General features: G+C 57.9%; 22 protein-coding genes, 1 tRNA gene, 1 other RNA gene and 1 pseudogene. 14 read left to right on the top strand and 11 right to left on the bottom strand.

What is annotated here, in order from left to right:
• Window positions 1–161, bottom strand: a pseudogene (locus tag ACWISF_RS03160) (transposase); the annotation flags it as partial.
• Between the two features lie 138 nt (window positions 162–299).
• Between ACWISF_RS03160 and ACWISF_RS03155 the strand changes: the two are divergent.
• From ACWISF_RS03155 to ACWISF_RS03140, 4 genes are all read left to right on the top strand, one after another.
• Window positions 300–833: a pentapeptide repeat-containing protein gene (locus tag ACWISF_RS03155; protein WP_448380140.1), complete on the top strand. Its 534-nt coding sequence runs from the start codon at window positions 300–302 to the stop codon at window positions 831–833.
• Window positions 834–918: 85 nt separating this feature from the next.
• Window positions 919–1,992 (top strand): heat-inducible transcriptional repressor HrcA, encoded by a 1,074-nt coding sequence (hrcA, locus tag ACWISF_RS03150; protein WP_448380139.1) that lies wholly within the window; start codon window positions 919–921, stop codon window positions 1,990–1,992.
• The gene (locus tag ACWISF_RS03145) at window positions 1,989–2,153 is read left to right on the top strand and encodes a hypothetical protein (protein WP_448380138.1); all 165 of its coding nucleotides are present in this window, start codon (window positions 1,989–1,991) and stop codon (window positions 2,151–2,153) included. The genes hrcA and ACWISF_RS03145 overlap by 4 nt, the downstream gene beginning before the upstream one ends.
• 23 nt (window positions 2,154–2,176) lie before the next feature.
• The gene (locus ACWISF_RS03140) at window positions 2,177–2,533 is read left to right on the top strand and encodes a Nif11-like leader peptide family natural product precursor (protein ID WP_448380137.1); all 357 of its coding nucleotides are present in this window, start codon (window positions 2,177–2,179) and stop codon (window positions 2,531–2,533) included.
• Here ACWISF_RS03140 and ACWISF_RS03135 read toward each other — a convergent pair.
• The 3 genes from ACWISF_RS03135 to cobS form a co-directional block, all read right to left on the bottom strand.
• Entirely contained in the window at window positions 2,530–2,799 is a 270-nt protein-coding gene (locus tag ACWISF_RS03135; RefSeq protein ID WP_448380136.1) for a hypothetical protein, read from the bottom strand. The two genes, ACWISF_RS03140 and ACWISF_RS03135, sit on opposite strands and share 4 nt — an antisense overlap.
• A gap of 77 nt (window positions 2,800–2,876) precedes the next feature.
• A complete protein-coding gene (locus ACWISF_RS03130; protein ID WP_448380135.1) occupies window positions 2,877–4,499 on the bottom strand; it encodes an Hsp70 family protein in 1,623 nt (540 codons plus the stop codon).
• Window positions 4,433–5,191, bottom strand: a complete 759-nt coding sequence (gene cobS, locus ACWISF_RS03125) for an adenosylcobinamide-GDP ribazoletransferase (RefSeq protein WP_448380134.1) — start codon at window positions 5,189–5,191, stop codon at window positions 4,433–4,435. Before cobS ends, ACWISF_RS03130 begins: the two co-directional genes overlap by 67 nt.
• Window positions 5,192–5,237: 46 nt before the next feature.
• Here cobS and petG point away from each other — a divergent pair, with 46 nt between their 5' ends.
• Entirely contained in the window at window positions 5,238–5,336 is a 99-nt protein-coding gene (gene petG, locus ACWISF_RS03120; RefSeq protein WP_448380133.1) for a cytochrome b6-f complex subunit V, read from the top strand.
• Window positions 5,337–5,352: 16 nt separating this feature from the next.
• Here the strand turns inward: petG and ACWISF_RS03115 are convergent, their stop codons facing one another.
• Both ACWISF_RS03115 and rnpB read right to left on the bottom strand, forming a co-directional pair.
• Window positions 5,353–5,829 (bottom strand): RsmD family RNA methyltransferase, encoded by a 477-nt coding sequence (locus ACWISF_RS03115; RefSeq protein ID WP_448380132.1) that lies wholly within the window; start codon window positions 5,827–5,829, stop codon window positions 5,353–5,355.
• 23 nt (window positions 5,830–5,852) lie between these two features.
• Window positions 5,853–6,207: RNase P RNA component class A (gene rnpB, locus ACWISF_RS03110), an RNA gene on the bottom strand.
• 113 nt (window positions 6,208–6,320) lie between these two features.
• Here rnpB and ACWISF_RS03105 point away from each other — a divergent pair.
• A complete protein-coding gene (locus tag ACWISF_RS03105; RefSeq protein ID WP_448380131.1) occupies window positions 6,321–7,292 on the top strand; it encodes a 30S ribosomal protein S1 in 972 nt (323 codons plus the stop codon).
• 8 nt (window positions 7,293–7,300) lie between these two features.
• Window positions 7,301–8,065: an ABC transporter permease gene (locus ACWISF_RS03100; protein WP_448380130.1), complete on the top strand. Its 765-nt coding sequence runs from the start codon at window positions 7,301–7,303 to the stop codon at window positions 8,063–8,065.
• Window positions 8,066–8,279: 214 nt separating this feature from the next.
• Here the strand turns inward: ACWISF_RS03100 and ACWISF_RS03095 are convergent, their stop codons facing one another.
• The 3 genes from ACWISF_RS03095 to ACWISF_RS03085 are packed head-to-tail and all read right to left on the bottom strand — an operon-like array spanning window position 8,280 to window position 11,425.
• Window positions 8,280–8,732: a divergent PAP2 family protein gene (locus ACWISF_RS03095; protein ID WP_448380129.1), complete on the bottom strand. Its 453-nt coding sequence runs from the start codon at window positions 8,730–8,732 to the stop codon at window positions 8,280–8,282.
• Between the two features lie 53 nt (window positions 8,733–8,785).
• Window positions 8,786–9,697 carry a geranylgeranyl diphosphate synthase CrtE gene (crtE, locus tag ACWISF_RS03090; protein ID WP_448380128.1) on the bottom strand — a complete coding sequence of 304 codons (912 nt, stop codon included), beginning with the start codon at window positions 9,695–9,697 and terminating at the stop codon, window positions 8,786–8,788.
• Window positions 9,698–9,751: 54 nt separating this feature from the next.
• Window positions 9,752–11,425, bottom strand: coding sequence for a phosphodiester glycosidase family protein (locus ACWISF_RS03085; RefSeq protein ID WP_448380127.1), 1,674 nt, complete (start codon window positions 11,423–11,425; stop codon window positions 9,752–9,754).
• 1,102 nt (window positions 11,426–12,527) lie between these two features.
• On the opposite strand from ACWISF_RS03085, the gene ACWISF_RS03080 reads away from it, so the two are divergent.
• Window positions 12,528–13,451: a DUF1565 domain-containing protein gene (locus ACWISF_RS03080; RefSeq protein WP_448380126.1), complete on the top strand. Its 924-nt coding sequence runs from the start codon at window positions 12,528–12,530 to the stop codon at window positions 13,449–13,451.
• Here the strand turns inward: ACWISF_RS03080 and ACWISF_RS03075 are convergent.
• Window positions 13,426–14,139, bottom strand: a complete 714-nt coding sequence (locus ACWISF_RS03075; protein WP_448380125.1) for a M15 family metallopeptidase — start codon at window positions 14,137–14,139, stop codon at window positions 13,426–13,428. The two genes, ACWISF_RS03080 and ACWISF_RS03075, sit on opposite strands and share 26 nt — an antisense overlap.
• Before the next feature lie 191 nt (window positions 14,140–14,330).
• Entirely contained in the window at window positions 14,331–15,665 is a 1,335-nt protein-coding gene (locus ACWISF_RS03070; protein ID WP_448380124.1) for a TldD/PmbA family protein, read from the bottom strand.
• Window positions 15,666–15,874: 209 nt separating this feature from the next.
• Between ACWISF_RS03070 and apcD the strand changes: the two genes are divergently transcribed.
• From apcD to ACWISF_RS03040, 6 genes are all read left to right on the top strand, one after another.
• Window positions 15,875–16,348, top strand: a complete 474-nt coding sequence (gene apcD, locus ACWISF_RS03065; protein WP_448380123.1) for an allophycocyanin subunit alpha-B — start codon at window positions 15,875–15,877, stop codon at window positions 16,346–16,348.
• 121 nt (window positions 16,349–16,469) lie between these two features.
• Window positions 16,470–16,955 carry an allophycocyanin subunit beta gene (locus tag ACWISF_RS03060; RefSeq protein WP_448380122.1) on the top strand — a complete coding sequence of 162 codons (486 nt, stop codon included), beginning with the start codon at window positions 16,470–16,472 and terminating at the stop codon, window positions 16,953–16,955.
• Between the two features lie 69 nt (window positions 16,956–17,024).
• Window positions 17,025–18,386, top strand: a complete 1,362-nt coding sequence (locus ACWISF_RS03055; RefSeq protein ID WP_448380121.1) for a chlorophyll a/b binding light-harvesting protein — start codon at window positions 17,025–17,027, stop codon at window positions 18,384–18,386.
• A gap of 152 nt (window positions 18,387–18,538) precedes the next feature.
• Window positions 18,539–18,853 carry an IS630 transposase-related protein gene (locus ACWISF_RS03050; protein ID WP_448380120.1) on the top strand — a complete coding sequence of 105 codons (315 nt, stop codon included), beginning with the start codon at window positions 18,539–18,541 and terminating at the stop codon, window positions 18,851–18,853.
• A 197-nt stretch (window positions 18,854–19,050) separates the two neighbouring features.
• Window positions 19,051–19,123 (top strand) — tRNA-Thr (locus ACWISF_RS03045).
• A 910-nt stretch (window positions 19,124–20,033) separates the two neighbouring features.
• Window positions 20,034–20,812 (top strand): type I restriction-modification system subunit M (locus tag ACWISF_RS03040; protein ID WP_448380119.1); only part of this gene is annotated, 779 nt, incomplete at its 3' end.

Here is a 20,812-nt window from a genome sequence, read left to right as displayed (position 1 = left end):
TACATCGGCAATTTTTTTAATGCCCTAAAGTCATGCTCAATGTCATTGAGGTCTGGGGAATAAGCCGGCAAAAACAATACCATATGCCCTGCCGCTTTTACTCATTCTCGCCTGCGTTTCTGACGATCAATCGGTGCCTTGTCCCAAAGGAACACCGAAGGCCCCGCTAACCATTCGTTCGCATCAGCGGCGCGGAGCGCGTTGCCATAGCAGGGGTGCCTGAAGGGGGGCGTCAGCGATGAAACCCGCACGCTCTGCAGTAGCATGAGTGCGGGAGTATGTCACCTGCTGGAACATTTATGGGACGACAGGGGTATTGGGCGTTGACGCTAGCCAGTCTGGTCTGGGTTTTGGTCGCTTGCCAAGGTAGCCGAGAAATCCAAATTTTGCAGACCACCAACCGGTGCATCAAATGTCGGTTGCGGGGGGTCAATCTGGCAGGGCAAAGGTTTCCCAAGGCCATTCTCACAGGCGCAGATTTACAGAGGGCGGATTTGCAAGGGGCGGTGCTGACAGGGGCAGATTTGCGGGGTGTGAACCTGCGGCAGGCAAACTTGGCGGGGGCCAACCTGGAGGGAGCCAATTTGGGGGAGGCGGATTTAACAGGGGCCAATCTGGAGGGGGCGAATCTGCGACAAACAAATTTGTTTCGAGCGCAATTGTCAGGGGCGAATTTGACCAAAACGGACCTCCGGCAGGCGGTTTTGTTTGGAGCGAATTTGATGAATACCCAATTGGCTCAGGCGGATTTGGTGGGGGCAAATTACAGCGATTCAACTCAGTTTCCGCCGGGATTTGATCCGGTGAGCCAACTGATGGAACGGCTGAAATAACCCCTACCCTTGCCAACGGCCAGGGAATTGGGCATGATAATAAACATAACCTTAAATAGCGATGATAAAAGCGTTTTAATCTGGAATGGGACAATCAGTAGGACTGACGGAACGCCAGCAACAGGTGTTACAGGCTACTGTTGAGCACTACGTTGCTACGGGGGAGCCGGTGAGTTCCCAGACCTTGGTGACCAAGTACGGGATTCCGGCGAGTTCGGCAACGGTGCGACAGGCGATGGGGCGTTTGGAGCAGGCGGGTCTGTTGTATCAGCCCCATACGTCGGCGGGGCGCATTCCCTCGGATTTGGGCTACCGGCACTACGTGGATTGGTTGCTGCAGCGGCAGGAGGCGGTGGCGCCGGCCCGGGTGGAACCGCTGTTGCCCCAGGGGGTGGAGCATCTGGAGGAAATTTTGCGGCAGGCGGCGCAGCTTTTGTCCCAACTGAGCGGTTCGATGATTCTGATTACGCGTCCCCAACCCCGGAGCGCCAGGTTGCAGTACCTGCGGTTGGTGGCGGTGGGGGAACGGGTGGCGCTGATGGTGGTTTTGGAAGGGGAACGGGTGGAATCCACGCTGCTGGATTGGGTGCCACCGGCGGGGGAAGAGGTGGACTCGGCCCTGGAGATGCTGGCGCAGTTTTTGAACTACCACCTCTACGGGCGGACGTTGCAGGAGATTGCCCACTTGGATTGGGCGGGGCTGGAGCAGGAATTTGCCTCCTACGGGAATTGGTTGCGCACATTGTTGCCGCCTTTGACCCACCAACTGCGGCTGTGGGGGCAACCCACCACCACTGCGCCCCTGGTGATTAGCGGGGTGGCAGCGGCCCTGCGGCAACCGGAATTTCAACAGGCCGAACGGGTGCAACCGGTGATGCAGGTACTGGAAACGGAGCAGGAACGGCTGGGGGCACTCCTGTGGGCCACGCCAGAGGAAACGGCAGCGCAAAAGCCCCCTGTGCGGGTGATCATCGGCCAAGAAAATCCCCTCGAACCGATGCACATTTGCAGTTTGGTTTCTACCCTGTACTGGCAAGATGGGCTGCCGGTGGGGGCAGTGGCAATCCTGGGGCCGAAACGCATGGCCTACGGACGGATGATTGCCCTGGTACAGGCGGGGGCGCAGTACGTGTCGCAAGCCCTGGGAGCCGCCTCATGAGGGAACGGGGCAAGCTGACGGCGGTGGTAACAGGGACGGTGGCCATTCTCCTGGGCGTCCTGTATCTCCTGATCACCTTCATTCTGGACAACCGGGGTGTTCTGCAACCGGCGCCTACCATTGATGTGGGTTGGCTGCTGTCCCGTTTTGTGGCATGGTAAAGGGGAAAAGCGCGCTGATGGCTATGACCCCTGCGGAAATTCAAGCCTTTCTGGAACAGGTCATGCAGGACCCCCAGCAGCAGGAACGCTTCCGGGAAGCCAAGGACCCGGCAGCCCTGGTACAGGTCGTCGTAACCCTGGCAACCGAAGCGGGTCTGGACGTGACTCCTGCGGAAGTGGCGGCGGCTTTGGGCACAGCGGCATCCCCCCCGGACCGCTCGCAGATGACCATTGAGCAACTGCTGCAGGAATGCCGCACCGAACAGACCATGACCCTCTGGACGGAGGAAGTGGAGGGAAAAGTTACCGGCCTGGTGTTTGCCGCCGCCAATCCCCACCCGCTGCTGGTGCGGTTATTTCGCTTTCTTGTGCCGAATTAGCCCAACTGCTGGAGCAATTGCCACACCAAATAGGAGTTTTTGAACAACAACGTCCAAAAAGCGCCAAACAGCACGATGGCGAATAACACCCCATTCAAAAAACGACCAATCTCCCGGTTGTACCCCAGGGCATTGTCCTCCCGACTGGCCGTGAAAAACAACGACCAGGCTTGCGTGGCCGTAATCCGCTCAAACCGGTTGAACCCAGGCCGAAACACCACCGGCCCCAGCAACGCCGGATTGCGAAATTCAAAATCCGTCCGCATCGCCCTACCTCCCAAAAACATCTAACTTTATGTAAACAAATGTAACAAACTCTTTACAAATCTGTCAAGTTTTTTTTTCAAGAGAGGGTGAGGAGGGGTTGGTTGGGCCAGATGACCGCGCCGGTGAGCAGGTCGCGGGCGGCAAGGCAGAGTTGGCGTTGGCGGTTGACGGTAAACGCCAGGTGGAGGCGGTCCTGTCCTGGTTGGCCGGGGGGGTCAAGGGGGAGGAGCAGCCGTTCATGGAGCACCTGCACCTGGGGGGTGGTCAGGGGTTGGGGGCGCAGGACGAGCCGCCCGTTGTGGAAGTAAACCGCCCCTTGCCCCAGCGGGTAGCTGAGTTCTCCCAAGACCAATTCCACGGCTGTTTGGTCCGGTTGGGAGGCCCCCAGTATGAGTTCCACCGGTTCTGGGCTGGGGTAGGGGTGCCCGGCGGGAATCAGTTCGTGCCAGTGGTGTCCCTGCCGCCTTTTGTCCCAGTAGCGCAGGCCGTAGCTGTGATACAAAAAATCCTCAATCTTGGCCGCCAAATTGACCCCTAAAGCGCCATAGGCAACAGCGGTGAGCGAACGGTGGTGATGAATTTTGGCACGGGGGAAATAGCCCTGCAACCACTGCTGGACGGCGGGCATTTGGCTGGTGCCGCCAATAAGTAACACCGCATCCACATCCTTGGGACGGTAGCCCTGCACTTCTGCCTGGGTTAAGAGGTGGTGCATGGCCCCATCCAACCGGCTAAAAAAACCGTGCGCTCGCAGAATTTGCTCTAGCTCTGTGCGTTCCAAAAACCAATTTTGGGCGCGGTCATGTTCCGGGTCAAAAAAGAGTTGATTGGCCTGGGGTTGGGTCGAAAGTTGAATTTTGAGCGCTTCAGCAATCTGTAGGGTAAGGGGCACCTGCTCCCCAGGCGATAACCCCTGTCGTTGTAGTAAATAAGCAAAAATCCACCGGTCAATATCGGCGCCCCCCAAATTCAGCCCTACCTTTGCCAAGATTTGGGCTTGCCGCGTTTGTTGTGTCCCGGTAAAGAGCCGGGTTCCGGAGCGGAGTATCCAACCCAGGTGGGTTTTGGTGCCCGGTCGTTGCAGTTGGACGAGCGCCACATCCAGCGTCCCACCGCCAAAGTCCACCACCAAAACCAGTTCGCTCGCTGCCACCCCATAGCCAATGGCTGCTGCCGTCGGTTCATCCAAGAGGCGAATCTCCCGGAACGGCCATTGTTGCGCCACTGCCGCCAACCATTGGCGGTAGGATGCAAAGGCATCAACAGGAGTGGTTAAGACCAACGTATCCAGAGAATAGTTTTGCTGTTCGATGCCCTGCAGCAACCGTTGCAAAAACAATTCTCCTACCCGTTTGATCTGGGGATCATCGGGGGTTTGGGAGGTTAATAATTGCCGTTTGAAGTGGTGGAAAATGGGCGTTTGGGGAGATTTTTTTCTCATATACTCCCGCACTTCCTGACCACAGAGGAATCCCCCGGAATCAGGATGCACCCAACAGGCCAGGGTGGGGATCAACCCGTCTGCTTGGGATAATCCGGTTAAGGCCACCGTTTCCGGCTGACCCGTCGTCGGAGAACGGCGGGCAACCACCGTATTACTGCTCCCAAAATCAATGGCGTAATCCATAGTTTTTATGATAAAGGGCAAGCGTGGGGGAACCAGCGGGTCATGGCGCACCAACAGAGGGTTTCTACCCATTCCACCACTGCCCCGTAGGTGTCGCCTGTGTGCCCCCCCAACTGCCGGTACAGCGCCCAGCCGACGGTTAAGGCCAAGCCACAGCCCCAACCCGTGAGCACCAAGGGCAAGGTCCATTGGCCGGTGATGCCTCCCCACAGCCCTGCCCACCCCACCAGCAGCACCCATCCCGGCACCCATTGCCACCGCTGCGGTTCCTGGTGGTGAATTTTCCCTTTGCCTTCCGGGCGCAAATAGGGATAAAAGCTAATGGCTGCCACCTGTCCCCACCGCCCCCACCCCATTGCCCCGGTCAACAGCCAAAACCGTTCCGTCGGCAAACTCCCTAGGGCCATGATTTTGAGAACGATGACCAGGCAACCGGCCATCACCCCATAGGCACCCGTGCGGCTATCCCGCATGACGGTTAACCGTCTTCGGGGGTCGGTCACGCTCAGGCCATCTGCCGTATCCATTACCCCGTCGAGGTGCAGGCCGCCGGTTAGCGCCACCCCCAAGGCCACCAGCAAGCCACTGCGGGGCAAAAGGGGCATGGGCGCCAGCAACCCATCCGCCAGAAACAGCACCGTCCCCAACAGCACGCCAATCAAGGGTGCCCACACCGCCACCTGCCGTACCTCTGCCCCCGGCGGCACCGGTACGACGGTATAGAAGGCCACCGCTCCCCAAAACCGCCGCCACAGCCGACCCATTGCGCTAAAATTGACCAGGACGCTTTCACCCTAACAGGTCAAAAACATGGTTGAACCTCTAGTACTCAGCATCGTTTTGGGGTTGGTGCCCGTGACGTTGGCCGGTCTATTTATGGCCGCCTACAAGCAATACCAACGCGATTAATGCCGTGGACCTGTCCCTAGGACGCCCATCGGTAAAAACTCAAAACCGTATCGCCATACTGTTTCTGGCGCGTGCGTACCAAGGCCAAGTATTGTTCTGGTAGGGGAGTGTGCACCCGGTGTTCGACGGCTAACGCTCCCTGGGGAGCCAGCAACCCATACTGCACAATTCCAGCCAAAACCGGCAAATATAACCCGCTGGCGTAAGGGGGATCGAAATAAATTAGGTCAAATGTAGTGTGCAAGCTCGCCAGACACCCCGGCAAGGTGCCCCTTTGCACCTGAAAAGCCTGGTTGGCGTGCCCGGCCAACTGCCGGATGGCTTTGGGGGAAGCATCGACGGCCACCACCAAGCGCGCCCCCGCCTGGCGAGCAGCCAAAGCCACCGCACCCGTACCGGTACACAAATCCAAAAACACTGCCCCTGCCAGTTCCTGTCGCCAGATATTGATCAGGGCGGCCCGGACTTTGGCAGTCGTCGGTCGCAAGTCCATCGGTCGGGACACCGCCTTAAAACGGGGGAGACTAGGCCGTAAGCCGGGTTCTGTTCGAGGGCGATTATCTCTCTGGGATGACGGTTACCCGCCACCTCTAGCGGTTCTTTAGCACGGGACGGGAAAAAGACCAACCCTTGTCCCTTTACCTTGCTCTCACCTGGGGTTTACCGAGCCAGTACCTCACGGTACTGCTGGTGCGCTCTTACCGCACCTTTGCACCCTTACCTGTGCTGACCTAAGCCAGCCATCGGCGGTATGTTTCTGTGGCACTTTCCTCGCGATCGCTCGCACTGGGCGTTACCCAGCAGGTTTGGTCTTTCGAGAGCCCGGACTTTCCTCAGATGCACAGCATCCGCAATCGCCACACCTAGTCTCCCACCTTTTAGTCTAGCGCAAGATTTGGCAGGAGCTGGTTTTATGGGATATAATCAATGACTGTCCCTAAATGGCTTTAGGGAACTTGTTGGCTTTTAGGAGGTTCAGTCCCCTTGGGTAATCAGCAGAAGGCAGGTGTGGGTTTTACCCACGAAGAGTTTGCGGCCTTGCTTGACCGCTACGATTATCGGTTTCATCCGGGGGATATCGTGCCGGGGACGGTGTTTGCCCTGGAACCGAAAGGGGCGCTGATTGATATTGGGGCAAAGACGGCGGCCTTTATCCCCTTGCAGGAGATGTCGATTAACCGGGTGGATAGCCCGGAGGAAGTGCTGCGACCGGACGAGACGCGGGAGTTTTTTATCCTGTCGGACGAGAATGAGGAAGGGCAGTTGACGCTCTCGATCCGGCGGATTGAATATATGCGCTCCTGGGAGCGGGTGCGGCAGTTGCAACGGGAAGATGTGACGGTGCGGGCGGTGGTGTTTGCCATCAACCGGGGCGGGGCGTTGGTGCGGATCGAGGGGCTGCGGGGGTTTATTCCGGGTTCCCACATCAGTACCCGCCATGCCAAGGAGGATTTGATGGGGCAGGAGTTGCCCTTGAAGTTTTTGGAGGTGGATGAGGAGCGCAACCGGTTGGTGTTGAGCCATCGCCGGGCGTTGGTGGAACGGCAGATGAACAAGCTGGAAACCGGCGAGGTGGTCACGGGAACGGTGCGGGGGATCAAGCCCTACGGTGCGTTTATTGATATTGGTGGGGTAAGCGGCCTATTGCACATTTCGGAAATTTCCCATGACCACATCGAAACGCCGCACAATGTCTTCTCGGTGGGGGATGAATTGAAGGTGATGATCATTGACTTGGATGCGGAACGGGGGCGGATTTCCCTGTCTACCAAGCAGTTGGAGCCGGAGCCGGGGGATATGGTGCGCAACCGGGCGGTGGTGTTTGAGCGGGCCGAGGAGATGGCGCAGCGCTGGCGCGAGAAACAGGCGGCCAAGTTAGCAGGCGCTCCGGAGGAGGGGGAACTGGCGGAGGCGGTGTCGGCGACGGAGGAAGATTTGACCCCGGCGGCGATTTAGCCCGGTCTATGTTGGTGCAGATTGGGGCGGATGCGCTGACGGTGTTTTGGGGCGAGTGGTTGGACTTGCGGGTGCGTTTGCCGCAGGTGTTCGCCTCGGGGCTGGTTTCGCCGCTGATTTACATCCTGGCGTTTGGGTTTGGTTTGGGGAGTTCCCTGAGCCGGCCGCCTTTGGGCAATTCCTACCTGGAATTTATCCTGCCGGGGATGGTGGCGCTCTCTTCGATGATTATTAGTTTTGCGGGCACGACGTTTTCGATTTGCGGGGACCGGCTGTTCAACAAAACGTTTGAGGAACTGTTGCTGGCGCCGGTGCATCCTTTGGGGGTGTATTTGGGCAAGGTGTTGGCGGGGGTGGTGCGGGGTTTGTTGACGGCGCTGGCCATTATCCTGATCAGTGTGCTGTTTACCGGCAGGGTGGGGGGGTTTTTGCACCCGTTGTTTTTGTTGGTGGTGACGCTCAATTGCCTGGTGTTTGCCGGGTTGGGGGTGATCGTGGGGTTGAGTGTGGCTTCGCTGGAAACGGTGGGTTTGTACAACAATTTTTTGATTGTGCCGATGTCGTTTCTGGGGGGGACGTTTTTTGACCCGAATACGGTGCCGGGATTGCTTAAGGTGGTGGTGTACGCCATTCCCCTGACCTATGCCAGTGTGGGGTTACGGGCGGTGGCGTTGGGGGGGGTGTTTCCCTGGTATGCGCCGGTGGTGTTGGCAGCTATGGCGTCAGTGTTGGCGGCAATGGGCGCCTATCAATTTGCCCACCAGCAGGATTAAAAAATTCGCGCGTTTCAGGGGACATCATTGCCGCTTGGCCTGCGCGGGGGCAGGATTGTGTGGCACGCTGCAACCAACGTTCATAGATGCGCGTCAGGGAAAAGGCTTAATGAGAAATTTTTTTTGCTATAGATGGGGATTCAGCGCCTCAATGACCCTGCTTGGTATGATTCTGGCAGCAAGGCTGCTCTGCCAATCCCATGCACATCGCCGGTTACGTGCGGGGTAACCAGGGGCTAAACAGCAGGGCTACCGTGACGCCCAATAGGCCACCGGCAACCACCTGGGCGGGGGTGTGGCCAAGCAGTTCGTACAAGGGGTTGTGGTCTTGGAACTCTTCATGTTCCCGGCGCAGGGTGTCCACCATCTGGTTGAGCAAACGGGCATGGCGGCTGGCGGCCAACCGTACCCCGGAGGCATCGTACATGACAATCAGGGCGACGACGACGGCGATGGCAAATTCCGGGCCATTCCAGCCCCAGGTTTGTCCCACGGCCACGGCCAAGGCCGCCACCAACGCCGCATGGGAACTGGGCATCCCCCCGGATTGCACCAGGATTTTGGGGTTCCACTGCTGATGGCGCACCAGGAACACCAGGAATTTCGCCACTTGCGCCAGACCACAGGCCAGCAGGGCAACGAGTAACACTCCGTTCCAGGCCGCCATGTTCCTCCTTTCGGTATGCTCTGCTTCTATTATCTTTCTTAGGGGAGTCTGGTTCAATGGCTGCGGGCAACCACAAATTCCGCCAGGGCTTGTAAAGGCACGGCTGCTTCCCCCCAGGGGGCCAACACGTCCTTGGCCGCTTGCACCAACTCCTGAGCCTGGCGACGAGATTCCTCGATGCCCCACAAGCGGGGGTAGGTGACTTTTTGGGCTTGCAGGTCCTTGCCGGCGGTTTTCCCCAGTTCTGCTGCCGTGCCGGTGATGTCCAAAATGTCATCCACAATTTGAAAGGCCAGCCCCACATTGCGGGCGTACTGGGTGAGGGCTTGGATCAATTCTTCGCTGCCGTCGGCAAGAATCGCCCCGGAAACCACAGAAATTTCCAGCAGGGCGCCGGTTTTGTGGGTGTGGATAAAATGCAAGGTTTCCACACTCACATCGGTTTTGCCCTCGCATTCCAAATCCACCACCTGCCCCCCCACCAAACCCGTAGCCGCCACCGCATGACCCAGCCGGGCGACGACTTCCAACACCTTGTCCGGAGCCACCCCTTGGGTCTGGCGCACCAGCCATTCAAAGGCATAAGCCAACAGGCCATCCCCGGAGAGAATGGCAATGGCCTCCCCGTAGATTTTGTGGTTGGTCAGGCGTCCCCGGCGGTAGTCGTCGTTGTCCATCGCCGGGAGGTCGTCGTGGATCAAGGACATGGTATGCACCATTTCCAGGGCGCAGGCGGTGGGCATTGCCATCTCTACCGTTCCCCCGGCCAACTCACAACTGGCCAGACACAAAATCGGGCGTAACCGCTTGCCACTCCCCAACAGGGAATAGCGCATGGCCTCATAAATCCGTTCGGGGTAGCGAATGGGCAGAGCTGCTGCCAACGCCTCCTCTATCCACTGTTGCCGCTCCCGGAGATAGGCTGCCAGGTCAAAGGGAGTTCCTCCACCCGCACTGTTGCTCATGGTTTTGTCACACGCTGCCCCGCTGACTGCTTTGATCCTAACCGATGCCGGGGGTCACGGACTAGCCGCTAACCGCCCGTTGGCCGCCTCATCTCGGTCAGGGTAGAAGCTGTGCTCAAGGGGGATGAACTCCGCCGGACGACGCAGCAGCACCAACCCATTGTGCACCCGGCTGCCCGGCACCAGCACCTGCCCCCCCAGCACCAGGCTGGTGGATGTGCCCCCGTCCAGATTCAAGGCCGCCACCGCCCCCACATCCTGCATGATCTGGCTAAGTTCGGCCAGCGTCGGCCCCTGGCTGTAAGCCTCATGGCCCCCAACCGTGACCCACAGCCAGCGACCGGAACGGGTGACCCCCAGGGCACTGCGGGGCGCTTTTTGGTGGGAAAAAAAGGGCTGAAAATGCTCCTGTGCGGGCGCCAGCACCACCCGGCCCTCCTGGAGTAACAGTGGCCCTGCCCCCAGAGCGTGGGGATAGTGCTGCACAGCGGGGGGGAACAATTGCTGGCTCAAATGCACCGTCGCTCCCAGGGGAAATTGACTGCCCAGATGGACCAACCCCCGTCCCACCAACACATAGCCGTCCAAAGGGATGGGCATGGGGTTGCCGTTGGTTACGCCCACCACCCGATTCTGCACCACCCGAATGACCGTCTCCCCCTGGGTCAAGGGCGTATAGATGGCTCCCCAGTGGGGCGTGTAGCGGGCGATACCTTGGTGCACATAGCCAGAATTCACAGTTTGAATCGCGATGGGGGTTCCCTGATTCACCTGCACCTGCTCCTGGAGTTGCGCCCGGGCCAAGACCAATTCCCCCCGGTCATTCCAGGCGGCCATGCCCCGGTTGAGAATGGGACTACTGTACCATTGCCCCTGCCAGCGGATGGCGCCCAGCGGCAGTTGGGTGTGGCGGTTAAAAAAGCCGCCGTTGATGGCTGCCACCCCTTGCACCTGTTGGGCCAACACCAGGAGCGGCGCCAAACCCGTCTGCCCCCGACTGCCCTCCCACACCGGGCGCATGGTGTACTGCTGCGGGTCAATGTCTAGCCAGGTCACCCCGTAGCCCCGCACCACTTCCTGCCGCCATTGCAACCCCGGCGCCCAGTGAATCGTTCGCTTTTCTACTCCTGATTGCGGCTCCACGACCAAGCGCGGGGGGTCGGGCAAGGTCGTCACCCGCATCGGTTGGTCAAAGGTCAACACTGTGGTCTGGGCGTGGAAATGCAGGTCAGGAAATTGTTGGCGCCATGCGGGCCGACCCAGAGCAAAGATGCGCAAAATGGTCTGATTCCCTTGCCTTTGGACCTGCCAAGGGGCAACCCTATCCAGCTCAATCACCGTGCGGCGAGGACTCTGGCGAATCCTTTGCATCTGCGCCACCGGCGCCCTAAGGCGGAGTTCATTCCCCTGCACCTGGGCCTGCCAACCCGCCTTGGCAAACAGCTCCGTTACATCCAAAAACCGGCGGTTGTACTGCGGCTGCCAGGACACGGCCAAGTCTTGCACCGGGCTAAACCAAACGACCGGCTGCTTCTGAGGGCGACGACTGCTGCGTAATTCTATCCCCAACCGCTGGGTTGCATCCGCATCACTAATGGCAAAACGCACTCGCCCTTGGGCATCCTGCCACTGCCGCCAGGCCCCTACCCAGGTTTCCCCGTTGAAGCTCAGCCGTTGGGTCAAAACCGGGGGTTGGGGTGCAGGTAAAGGGATGTGCGCTACGAACATCAGGCCAAACATCGGTTTTCTTGCCTCCTTAGGTCATGCAAATGATGTTGACCCAGACAGGAAAGTTGCCGGCTGTACCTGCGCTAAAGATAGCTCCCTTCGCTACGGGAATAACCCGATTTGTCTCAACTAGAATTGACGACAAGCGGGTAATTCCGTCATATCTTTGCCCCTATCATCGAAGGCGGTGGCATCGCCAGCCTATCGGCAGTTGGCACAGGAATAGGCAATGCCCTACAACCCGATGTTGATGAATACTTATTTGGGTTTTGGCCGGTTGCCCAGTGGCGTTGCATATTCGCAACAGAACCTGGCATTAAAAAGCGGAGTTATTCGACAAGCGACGCCAGGCCTACCAGTGCCATAAAGCCCAAGGTTGACCGATTTCTATCGTTAAATACACAGTTTATCCCTAGACTGCGTAATGGTCATCAGTCTTTCCAAACACAAGGATTCATCCCCTATCTCTCCTCAATTATGGGCATTGTTGAAATTGATGACTCTCCAAACGGCAATGGGTTGCAGCTTGCGGGTATGGGGAACATGCATGCCGCCAGCGCCATCCTATAAAGGCATCTCGACTACAATGGCGATCAATGCGATTGCAGACGGTCGCACGCGCAATCATAGCCCTTGGTTTCCTGTGAGGAGTCGTTTTATGCGTCCGATTGACCCAGTGATTGCCCGTTTTGCCCTGGCGCTGCCCCTGCTGACAGCCAGCGCAGTATCTGCCAACCCAGCGGGAAATAAACTTGCGGTGCCATCCTCTCCCCCCGCTCCCACAACCGCCACGACAAACACCACTCCGGTTAACGCTCAACCTACCCAAGCAACGACGAACACCGCTCCGGTTACTACTAAACCTGCTCAAGCAACAACAAACAGCACTCCAATTAACCCTAAATCTGCTCCGATTAACACGAAACCTGACCAAGTTAACGTTAAACCGACGCAACCCAAGCCCAACACTGCTCCGGCGAACGCTCAACCTACCCAAGCAACGACGAACACGACTCCAGCAAATACAAAACCTGCTCAAACAACGACCAAAACCGCTCCGGCGAAGGTTAACCCCAGTGCGGCGACGACCACACCCCAGCCGATGACGGCCATTCCCAAGGTAGAAATGCCGCCCCCAACGCCGACACCGGTTAACGTGCAACGGGTGTTGTACGTCGATCCGGTGAGCGGGCAGGACACCCACAACGGTCAAACGCCGCAAACTGCGTTGAAGACCATCACCCAAGCGCTGAAATTCGCCGAGGGCGGTACGCTCATCCAATTGGCGCCTGGTCGGTACACGGCTGAATCCGGGGAGCAATTTCCGCTCAAACTCAAACCCGGCGTGATTCTGCGCGGCAATGAAGCCACCCGGGGCGAAGGTGTGGTGATTGAAGGGGGCGGACGGTTTGTCAGTCGGCTGTTTGCCCGCCAAAATGCCACCATCCTCGCCGGTGAAACCAGCCACATCCTCGGCGTGACCGTCACCAACCGCAATACCCGAGGCACAGCCATCTGGGTCGAATCCACCAACCCCTACATCCGCAACTGCACCTTTACCCACAACCACCGGGAAGGGGTCTTTGTCACCGGCGAGGGCGTACCCCGCATCGAGGACAACCTCTTTATCCACAACGGAGGCAACGGGATTTCTTTCACCAAAGCCGCCAAGGGAGAGGTGCGGCGGAATGTCTTTATCCAAACCGGGTTTGGCCTGGCCATTGGCGGGGTTTCTTCTCCCATCGTGGCCGATAACCGCATCGAAAACAACGTAGATGGCGTGGTGATCAGCGATGTGGCCCGTCCCATCCTGCGCGGCAATCGCATTGCCTTCAACCGCCGTGCCGGCATCATTGTGATTTCCCGCGCGGAACCGGATTTGGGCACCGTCGCCAGCCCCGGCAACAATACCTTCTACAACAACGGCAACCACGACCTGCACAACGCCACCAAAACCATTACCCTGGTCAGCGTGGGCAACCGCCTGGATGTGACCAAGGTCAACGGCCAAGTCCAGGTGCAGTAGGCCGCACTCTGGCGCGGTAGAACAATTCCAAACTGGCGGGTGTCCCCACAAACCGCCAGTGCCAGGGTTCGTAGCTGATCCCTTGGGGGTTGTTGCGGGGAAAAGACAGTTCAAAGTGGAATTGGGCTGCCCGTTTTTGTAGCCAGGCAAAGGCTGCCGTGTGCTCAAACGCCTCCTGCAGGTGGGTCTCCGGTTGCCGACCATCGCCGATGTCTAGGGCATAACCCGTGTGATGTTCGCTATAGCCCGGTGGGGCACTCACCTGCGCCCGCTCCGTGACCTGCTGGCGTCGCTCCGCTTTCACCGCAAAAAACAATTCCTGTTGCTGTTGCCGGGTGCGAAACCCCGACAGGGGCACAAGGATGACTCCTTCCGCCTGGGCCGCCCGCTGCATGGCCAAAAAAGCCTGCGCCGCATTCCGATGCAATCGCACCCGCCCATCTGCCGTCACCGGTTGCAAATCCTGGGGATGGGCCTCTGGGTAGGGTAAATGGCCTAACAACTGCTCAGGGGTAGGGTCAGGCGTAGCAGTAGGCGTAACCGGCGCAGGACGACTGCGGAACCCAACCCACCACATTGCTCCTGCCAGCAGCGGCACCACCAGCCAACGCCAACGGGCACGCGGAGCTGCCACAGCAAGCTGCCGCTTCGCTTCAGGAATGTCATCAATCTCAGGCACCGGTTGCACGCCTCACCTCCGCATCCATCGCCCCCCAGGTTTTATGTTCAGCATATAGCACGCTCAAATTGATTCGTTGAGAAGCACAACCATCGCACGAACATTGACCCCCTCCTTGGTTCGAGAGCGTTTTTTGGTCGCCTGGGGACGCAGGTCATTCTTGCCCACACCGTCCCCGCACCTAAAAAAAATTAAAAAAGTTAGAGTGTGTAGTGAAAATCCTCTACCAACATGCCCGGTACCAATGCCCCGCCCAAACTGCGGTGTTCGTAGGTATCCGTAGCAGGAATCAACACTTGGCTTTGGGTTAAATCCATTAACCCGGTTCCCCAAAAATGATAGAGACTCTCATCAAAGCGCAGATGTTCAATGGGAGCAACCCGCTGACCCCCTTCCACCCAAAAACAGGCATAGCGGGTCATACCCGTAATCCGCCCCGCTGCCTGGTCACTCCAATTCAAATAGTGCAAATTGGCAACATACAACCCCCGCTCCAGGGCAGCCCACACCTGGTCATCCGCCAGCGAACCAGGCAGAATTTCCGGCGCCCGCAGGTATTCCCCTTGCACCGCCCCGTTGGCGGTCACCCCGTATTCTTTGGCCGTGCGATTGCTGACCAAGGTTTGCACCAACAGGCCCTGCGCAATCAGCGGCACCTGCGCGGGGGCCAGATCGCCCTGGTCGTTGAACCGGGGAACCGCAACAGCCTGGAAATTTTCCCGCAGATAGAACCGTTCAGACAGCCGCCTTTCTCCCCGTCGCAACGGCAGCAGCGCACTCGTGCCCTGACGCATGGCCGCCTCGCTGACTCCCCCCCAGGACAACATCCCCACCAATTCCGCCACCGCCGCTGGCGCCAAATAGGTGCGGTAACGCCCAGGGGGAAGCGTTTTTGCCGGTTGAGCCAACAGTTCCAACTGCTGGGCGAGGTCGGCCACTTGCGCCTGCCACTTGCCCACCTCCCAAGTGCGGTCGGCATAGTAGCCCTTGACCGCCCGCTGCTCGGCATTGAATAGGGAATAGTCCAGCGTAAACCCGTCGGTTTGGAACCAGTGGGACTGCCCAGCACTGTCCGCGTAGGCGCGCACCTGGGGGCCGCCTGCATACAAGCCGGTAAAATCCAACCCCTGCACCGTCGCCACCAAATCAGCCAGCAACTGGGCAAAAGGGGGCATGACCCCAGGGAGAACCACATGGCTGTGTTGCGCACCGCTTGGCAGGACAAGAAACGGGTCCGGGGGCAATTGGGGTACCTCCTGGCGCAGTTCCGCCACCGCTTCCTGGAGTTGCACCCGATCCACTTCCACCACCCCCACCAGAGGAATCTGCCGATAACCACTGCGTCCGGCCACCATCAGGGTCACCTGTAGCTGGGCATCCTGCACCGTTCCGCTTTGACGGATGGCCGCCCGGTTAAACCGCACAAAATCGCTGGCCTCGGCCACCAACTCCGCCCGCCAGGCCTCCGGCAGCTCATGCAACAGCGCCAGGCACGCCTGCCAACTGGCCGCCACCGCCGCGATAAATTCAGCCATGCCCTTCCCCTAAAACTCCCTTTATTATGACAGCCCTACCCAATGGCCCGCATTGGTCACACAATCATCGCCCCAGCTTGTCATACGAAATCCCCCGTTTGTTTGTTGCACATTTATTTCAAATCACAACTTTTTCTTCATAATGTGTTCCACCAGTTTAGACTGCGTTTTATCTTGTTACCTGTAGTCAATTGATTTAATTTCAAGCTATGAGTCTGGTGGCCCAGGTGATTGCCCAGTCGGATGCTGCTGACCGGTTCCTCAGCAGTGCCGAGTTGCAGAGGTTGGAAGAGTTTTTTAGTAAGGGTGCTTTGCGGATTCGGGTGGCCGAAAAACTTGCGGCCAATGAGAAGAAGATTGTGGAGGAGGGGAGCAAGCGGTTTTGGGCGAAATGTCCCAACACGCCTAGCAATCGGGGAAACCCGCAAAAAACGGCTCTTTGCCAGCGGGATCAGGGGTGGTATCTCCGCTTGATCAGCTATTGTGTTTTGGCGGGAAATGATAAGCCTTTGGAGGATATTGGCCTAAACGGGATGCGGGAAATGTATACTTCTTTGGGGGTGCCGCTGCCGAATTTGCGGATGGCGATGACCAGTCTCAAGGAAGTGACTGCTGGGCTATTGACCTCCGAAGAAATGGCTTTGGTTGCCCCCTATTTTGACCGGCTAATTCGGGCGTTTTAGTTCCACCTTTGCTGGGGATTTGGCTACGGATTGTTGCCGCGGCGCCACCTGGTTTTGCCGGTGGCAAAAGGGGGATACTTTTGGTGCAATTTCACGCTACTGTTACCCAAGAGGAGGCCTTATGCAAGATACGATTACAGCGCTGATCAATCCTGCTGACCAGCAGGGGCAATATTTGGATCGGGCGGCGTTGGATCGCCTGAATGAGTACTTCCAAAAGGGGCTGGCGCGGGTGAAGGCGGCCAGTACGATTAGTGCGACCGCCAGCGATATTATTAGCCAGACGGTGGCAAAAAGTTTGCTCTACGGGGACATTACCCTGCCGGGGGGAAATATGTACCCGACGCGCCGGTATGCGGCCTGTTTGCGGGATTTGCGTTATTTTCTGCGCTATGCCACCTATGCGATGTTGGCGGCGGATGCCTCGATTCTGGATGAGCGGGTCTTAAACGGTCTGAAGGACACCTACACGGCGCTGGGGGTGCCGATTGACCGGGTGGTGCAAGCGCTCAACGCCATGAAAGAGGTCTTGCAGGAGCGGGTTGGGGCGGAAGCGGCGCAGGAACTGGGGGTGTATTTGGATCACATTGCCGCTGGTTTGACCTAAGGTTGCGGGGGTTCTCCTGGCGCCGGTCAGGGGAGTCCCTGGTCATGGATCCACGCACAAGGTGTTGCTATGAAAAGAACCCAAACGGCGCCTACCTACCCCTGGTGGGCGGGAAATGCTCGATTTATTGACCAATCAAATACGTTTATCGTGGCGCATGTGGCCCAGGGGGCGTTGATCATGCTCTGGGCGGGGCTGATGACCCTATTTGAGCTGGTGAAGTACGACCCGGCGGTGCCGCTGTATGCGCAGGGGTTAATTGTGTTGCCCCATTTGGCGACCTTGGGTCTGGGCGTGGGGCAGGGCGGGCGGATTGTGGCGACCTTTCCCTATGTGGCGGTGGCTGGGTTTCACCTGGTGGCGGCTGGGGTGTTGGCCTGGGGGGCGTGGTTTCACTGGACGAAACTGCCGCCGAGTTTGGAGATGGCCGCGCCGCCGGTGGGGAAATTCCATTTTCGCTGGGATGACCCGGCCAAGCTGGGGTTGATTCTGGGGCATCACCTGCTGATTTTGGGGTTGGGGGCGTTGCTCCTGGTGGCCAAGGCGATGGTGTTGGGCGGGTTGTACGATGCCGCGTCGGGCCAGGTGCGTCTGGTGAGCCAGCCCAATTTGGATATTGCGGCGCTGTGGGACTACCGCACCCATCTGTTCGATGTGAATAATTTGGAAGACCTGGTGGGCGGCCATATCCTGGTGGCGGTGCTGTTGCTCCTTGGGGGAACCTGGCATATTCTCGTGCCGCCGTTTGGCTGGGTAAAAAACCGGTTTTTATTCTCTGCCGATGGGATTTTGAGCTATTCCCTGTTTGGCATTGCTTTGGCGGGGTTTGCCGCTTCCTACTATTGCGGGTTTAATACCCTGGCCTACCCGGTGGAATTTTACGGTCCGACGTTGGCGCTCAAGTCGCAGTTGGCCCCCTATTACTACGACCCGACAGGCGCCAGTGTATATTCGGCGCGGGTGTGGTTGGCCAATGCCCATTTCTACTTGGCCTTTTTCTTTTTGCAAGGGGGGCTGTGGCACTTCCAACGGGCGATGGGGCTGGATGTGTCCCAGATGTGGCGTTCCTGGCGGGCAGAAGCACAGGCGGTGTATCATCCCCGGCGGGTGTGCGAACCCCAACCCCTGGGGGATGTGGTGTATGAACCGCGCCAGGTGCCTGCTTTGGCCCTCACGCCCCCGGAAACCAACTCGGCCCTCTATGAACCGGTGCGGGGGGGGCCGGCTCCGTCCCTGCGGCAGCGCAACGGGGTGGAACGCACGCTCTACCAGGCGGTGTACCACTGGCGACGGGTCATCTTCTACGAGCCTGCCCTGGTGCCGACCCAGCCCCCTGCTCCTTTGGCGGAGCGTTTTTATGCTCTGGCGGCGGCCAAACCGGCTTGGCGGCGCTTGCCACCCCCTCAGACCTGGTACCGGGTGGGGAAGTAACGCAGATGTGAATCATGCTGTTGTCACGCGGGGGGAGGTTTTGCCTTCCCCTGTTTTTTGTGGCGTCATGGCAGTTATCGATGAGTGGTGAGACGAATAACGCTCAGGAGATAAGATGAACGCAGCACATGGGTTGATGGAGGCCAACAGGAATGTCCTACAGTTTGGATGTACGGCTGAAGGTCATGACGTTTGTTGCGAATGGCAACAGTATTACTCAAACGGCGAGAGTTTTTCATGTGGGTCGAGCAACGATTTACCGCTGGCTAGATAGACCCAACTTAGAAAAAACACATGTAACCAGAAGAAACCGAAAAATTGATATTGCGAAATTGCATCAAGATGTTGCCCAATATCCCCACAAAACCTTGCGGGAAAGAGCGGTGCAATTTGGCGTTTCGCCCAGTTCCATTTGTTACCAATTGAAGCGGTTAAAAACCCTCAGCAATCAAACTGCTACGGAGTGACCAGCTCAGCAATCCAATGCCGAACCATAGGACACAGACAATCGACATTTCCAGAAATTCATGTCAGCGGATTGTGCTCGCCTTGGGAGTGTTTCCCACTTCCCATAGCGATCCGGCCAAGCCAACAGTCGGGTAGGAAAGTTGGCCGTGATGCTTGCTGAGCCAGGATTGGTATGATAAACATGAGTACTGCGTGTGCTGGTGTAGCTCAGCCGGTAGAGCAACTGACTTGTAATCAGTAGGTCGTCGGTTCAAATCCGTCCACCAGCTTGCCCGATAAATAGCTAGATTCCCGGTATCTACGGTACTTACAGGATTGACACTATCAGTACAGCAAAGCTAGGAACTGGTATCAAAATGTAGCAGAATGACGGTCTTTTGGTGTAATCTGAGTGTAGCCAGCCAGATGTAGTAATAACAGCGGCTAAATCATCCAAGGGGACGGTTAGCTTAATCGTTTCAACAGGTGGTTGCAGGCCTGGTGGCAAGGTAAGCGGTATTATCTGAACTTGAGGCTAGCAGATACACCCAAAAACCAGGGGCTGGTGGCGGAGTGCATTGCCCAGATACAGAGCGACCTGGACTACGGTGAATTTAATGGGGATGTCTCTGAATGTCTACCCCAGGCGGTGGGTGTAACGGCTACACCCGAGACCCTACCTTAAGAGAACTGTGGGAGTGCTCCATGGATTTTCAGCAACCTTCTCATAAACCCAATACGCTAACAAGCAAGGTTTACGGGGCGATAGCGCGGGATTTGGAACAGTGCCCCTACGACGGTCTGACAAACCCGACGGCTGTGCGGGACTAGCTGGTGCAGCGACATCATAATCTTCAAGGATGCCTCTGTTTTCAGCTTTAAGTGATCTGTCTAGTGATCTGTCTAGAGGGTAGTTTTATCGGTTCTAGGGTACTTTGGGCGGGCAAACCCTGAGATAGGGATCAAGTAGAATGTTACTGTCTACGAGGTTTATTCTCTCATGAGTAGACTTTACCTGAGCAAGCACGCGTTGAAGCATTCAAAAGACGGTGAGGACTCCGTCCTGCTGACGTGAGAGGATGTAACACCTGAGGAGCTTTTGAAGGCTAAAGGAGAAGAAACAAAGTGGGCACGTACTGGTTACGGTACCTGCAATCTGTGCATCTCAGAGACCAAAGAAAAGTTTCTTAGAGGTGAACCATGGTTGATATCCAAACCCTAGAAACCTGGCTCTGGGAAGCTGCCTGCGCTATCCGCGGACCGGTGGACGCGCCCAAATTCAAGGATTACATCCTGCCATTGGTGTTCCTCAAGCGACTTTCGGATGTCTTTGATGACGAAATCGCCCGCCTGAGCGCCGAATACAGCAGCCGCGACCTGGTTCTGCACCTGCTGGAACAGGAGCGCGAGCGCGGGCAGGTCCACCTGGTGCGCTTTTACATCCCCGAAAACGCCCGCTGGCAGGCTATCCGCCAACGCGGGATCGGGACGCTGGGCCAATTCCTGACCGATGCCGTGCGTGAGGTGGCGCGGGAGAATCCGTCGCTGCAAGGCGTGATCAACATGGTGGATTTCAACGCCACCGCCGCCGGTCAGCGCATCATCTCGGATGAACATCTGGCCGCGCTGGTGGAGGTGCTTTCCCGCCACCGCCTGGGTCTGCACGATGTGGAGCCGGACATCCTTGGGCGCGCCTATGAGTACCTGCTGCGCAAGTTCGCCGAGGGGCAGGGACAAAGCGCCGGCGAGTTCTACACCCCACGCGAGGTAGCCATCCTGATGGCGCGTCTGCTCGACCCACAGCCGGGCATGAGCGTCTATGACCCGACCTGCGGCTCCGGTGGGCTGCTCATCAAGTGCCATCTGCGGCTGCTGGAAACCCATGGCGTTATAGAAAACGGCCGTTGGAAACTTCCACGAGGCGTTGCTCCTTTGCGCCTCCATGGACAAGAGATCAACCACGCCACCTTCGCCATGGC

It is taken from the genome of Gloeomargarita sp. (genome assembly GCF_053491055.1).
Note: the sequence above shows the minus strand (reverse complement) of the source record. Positions and strands in the feature narration are given on the sequence as shown.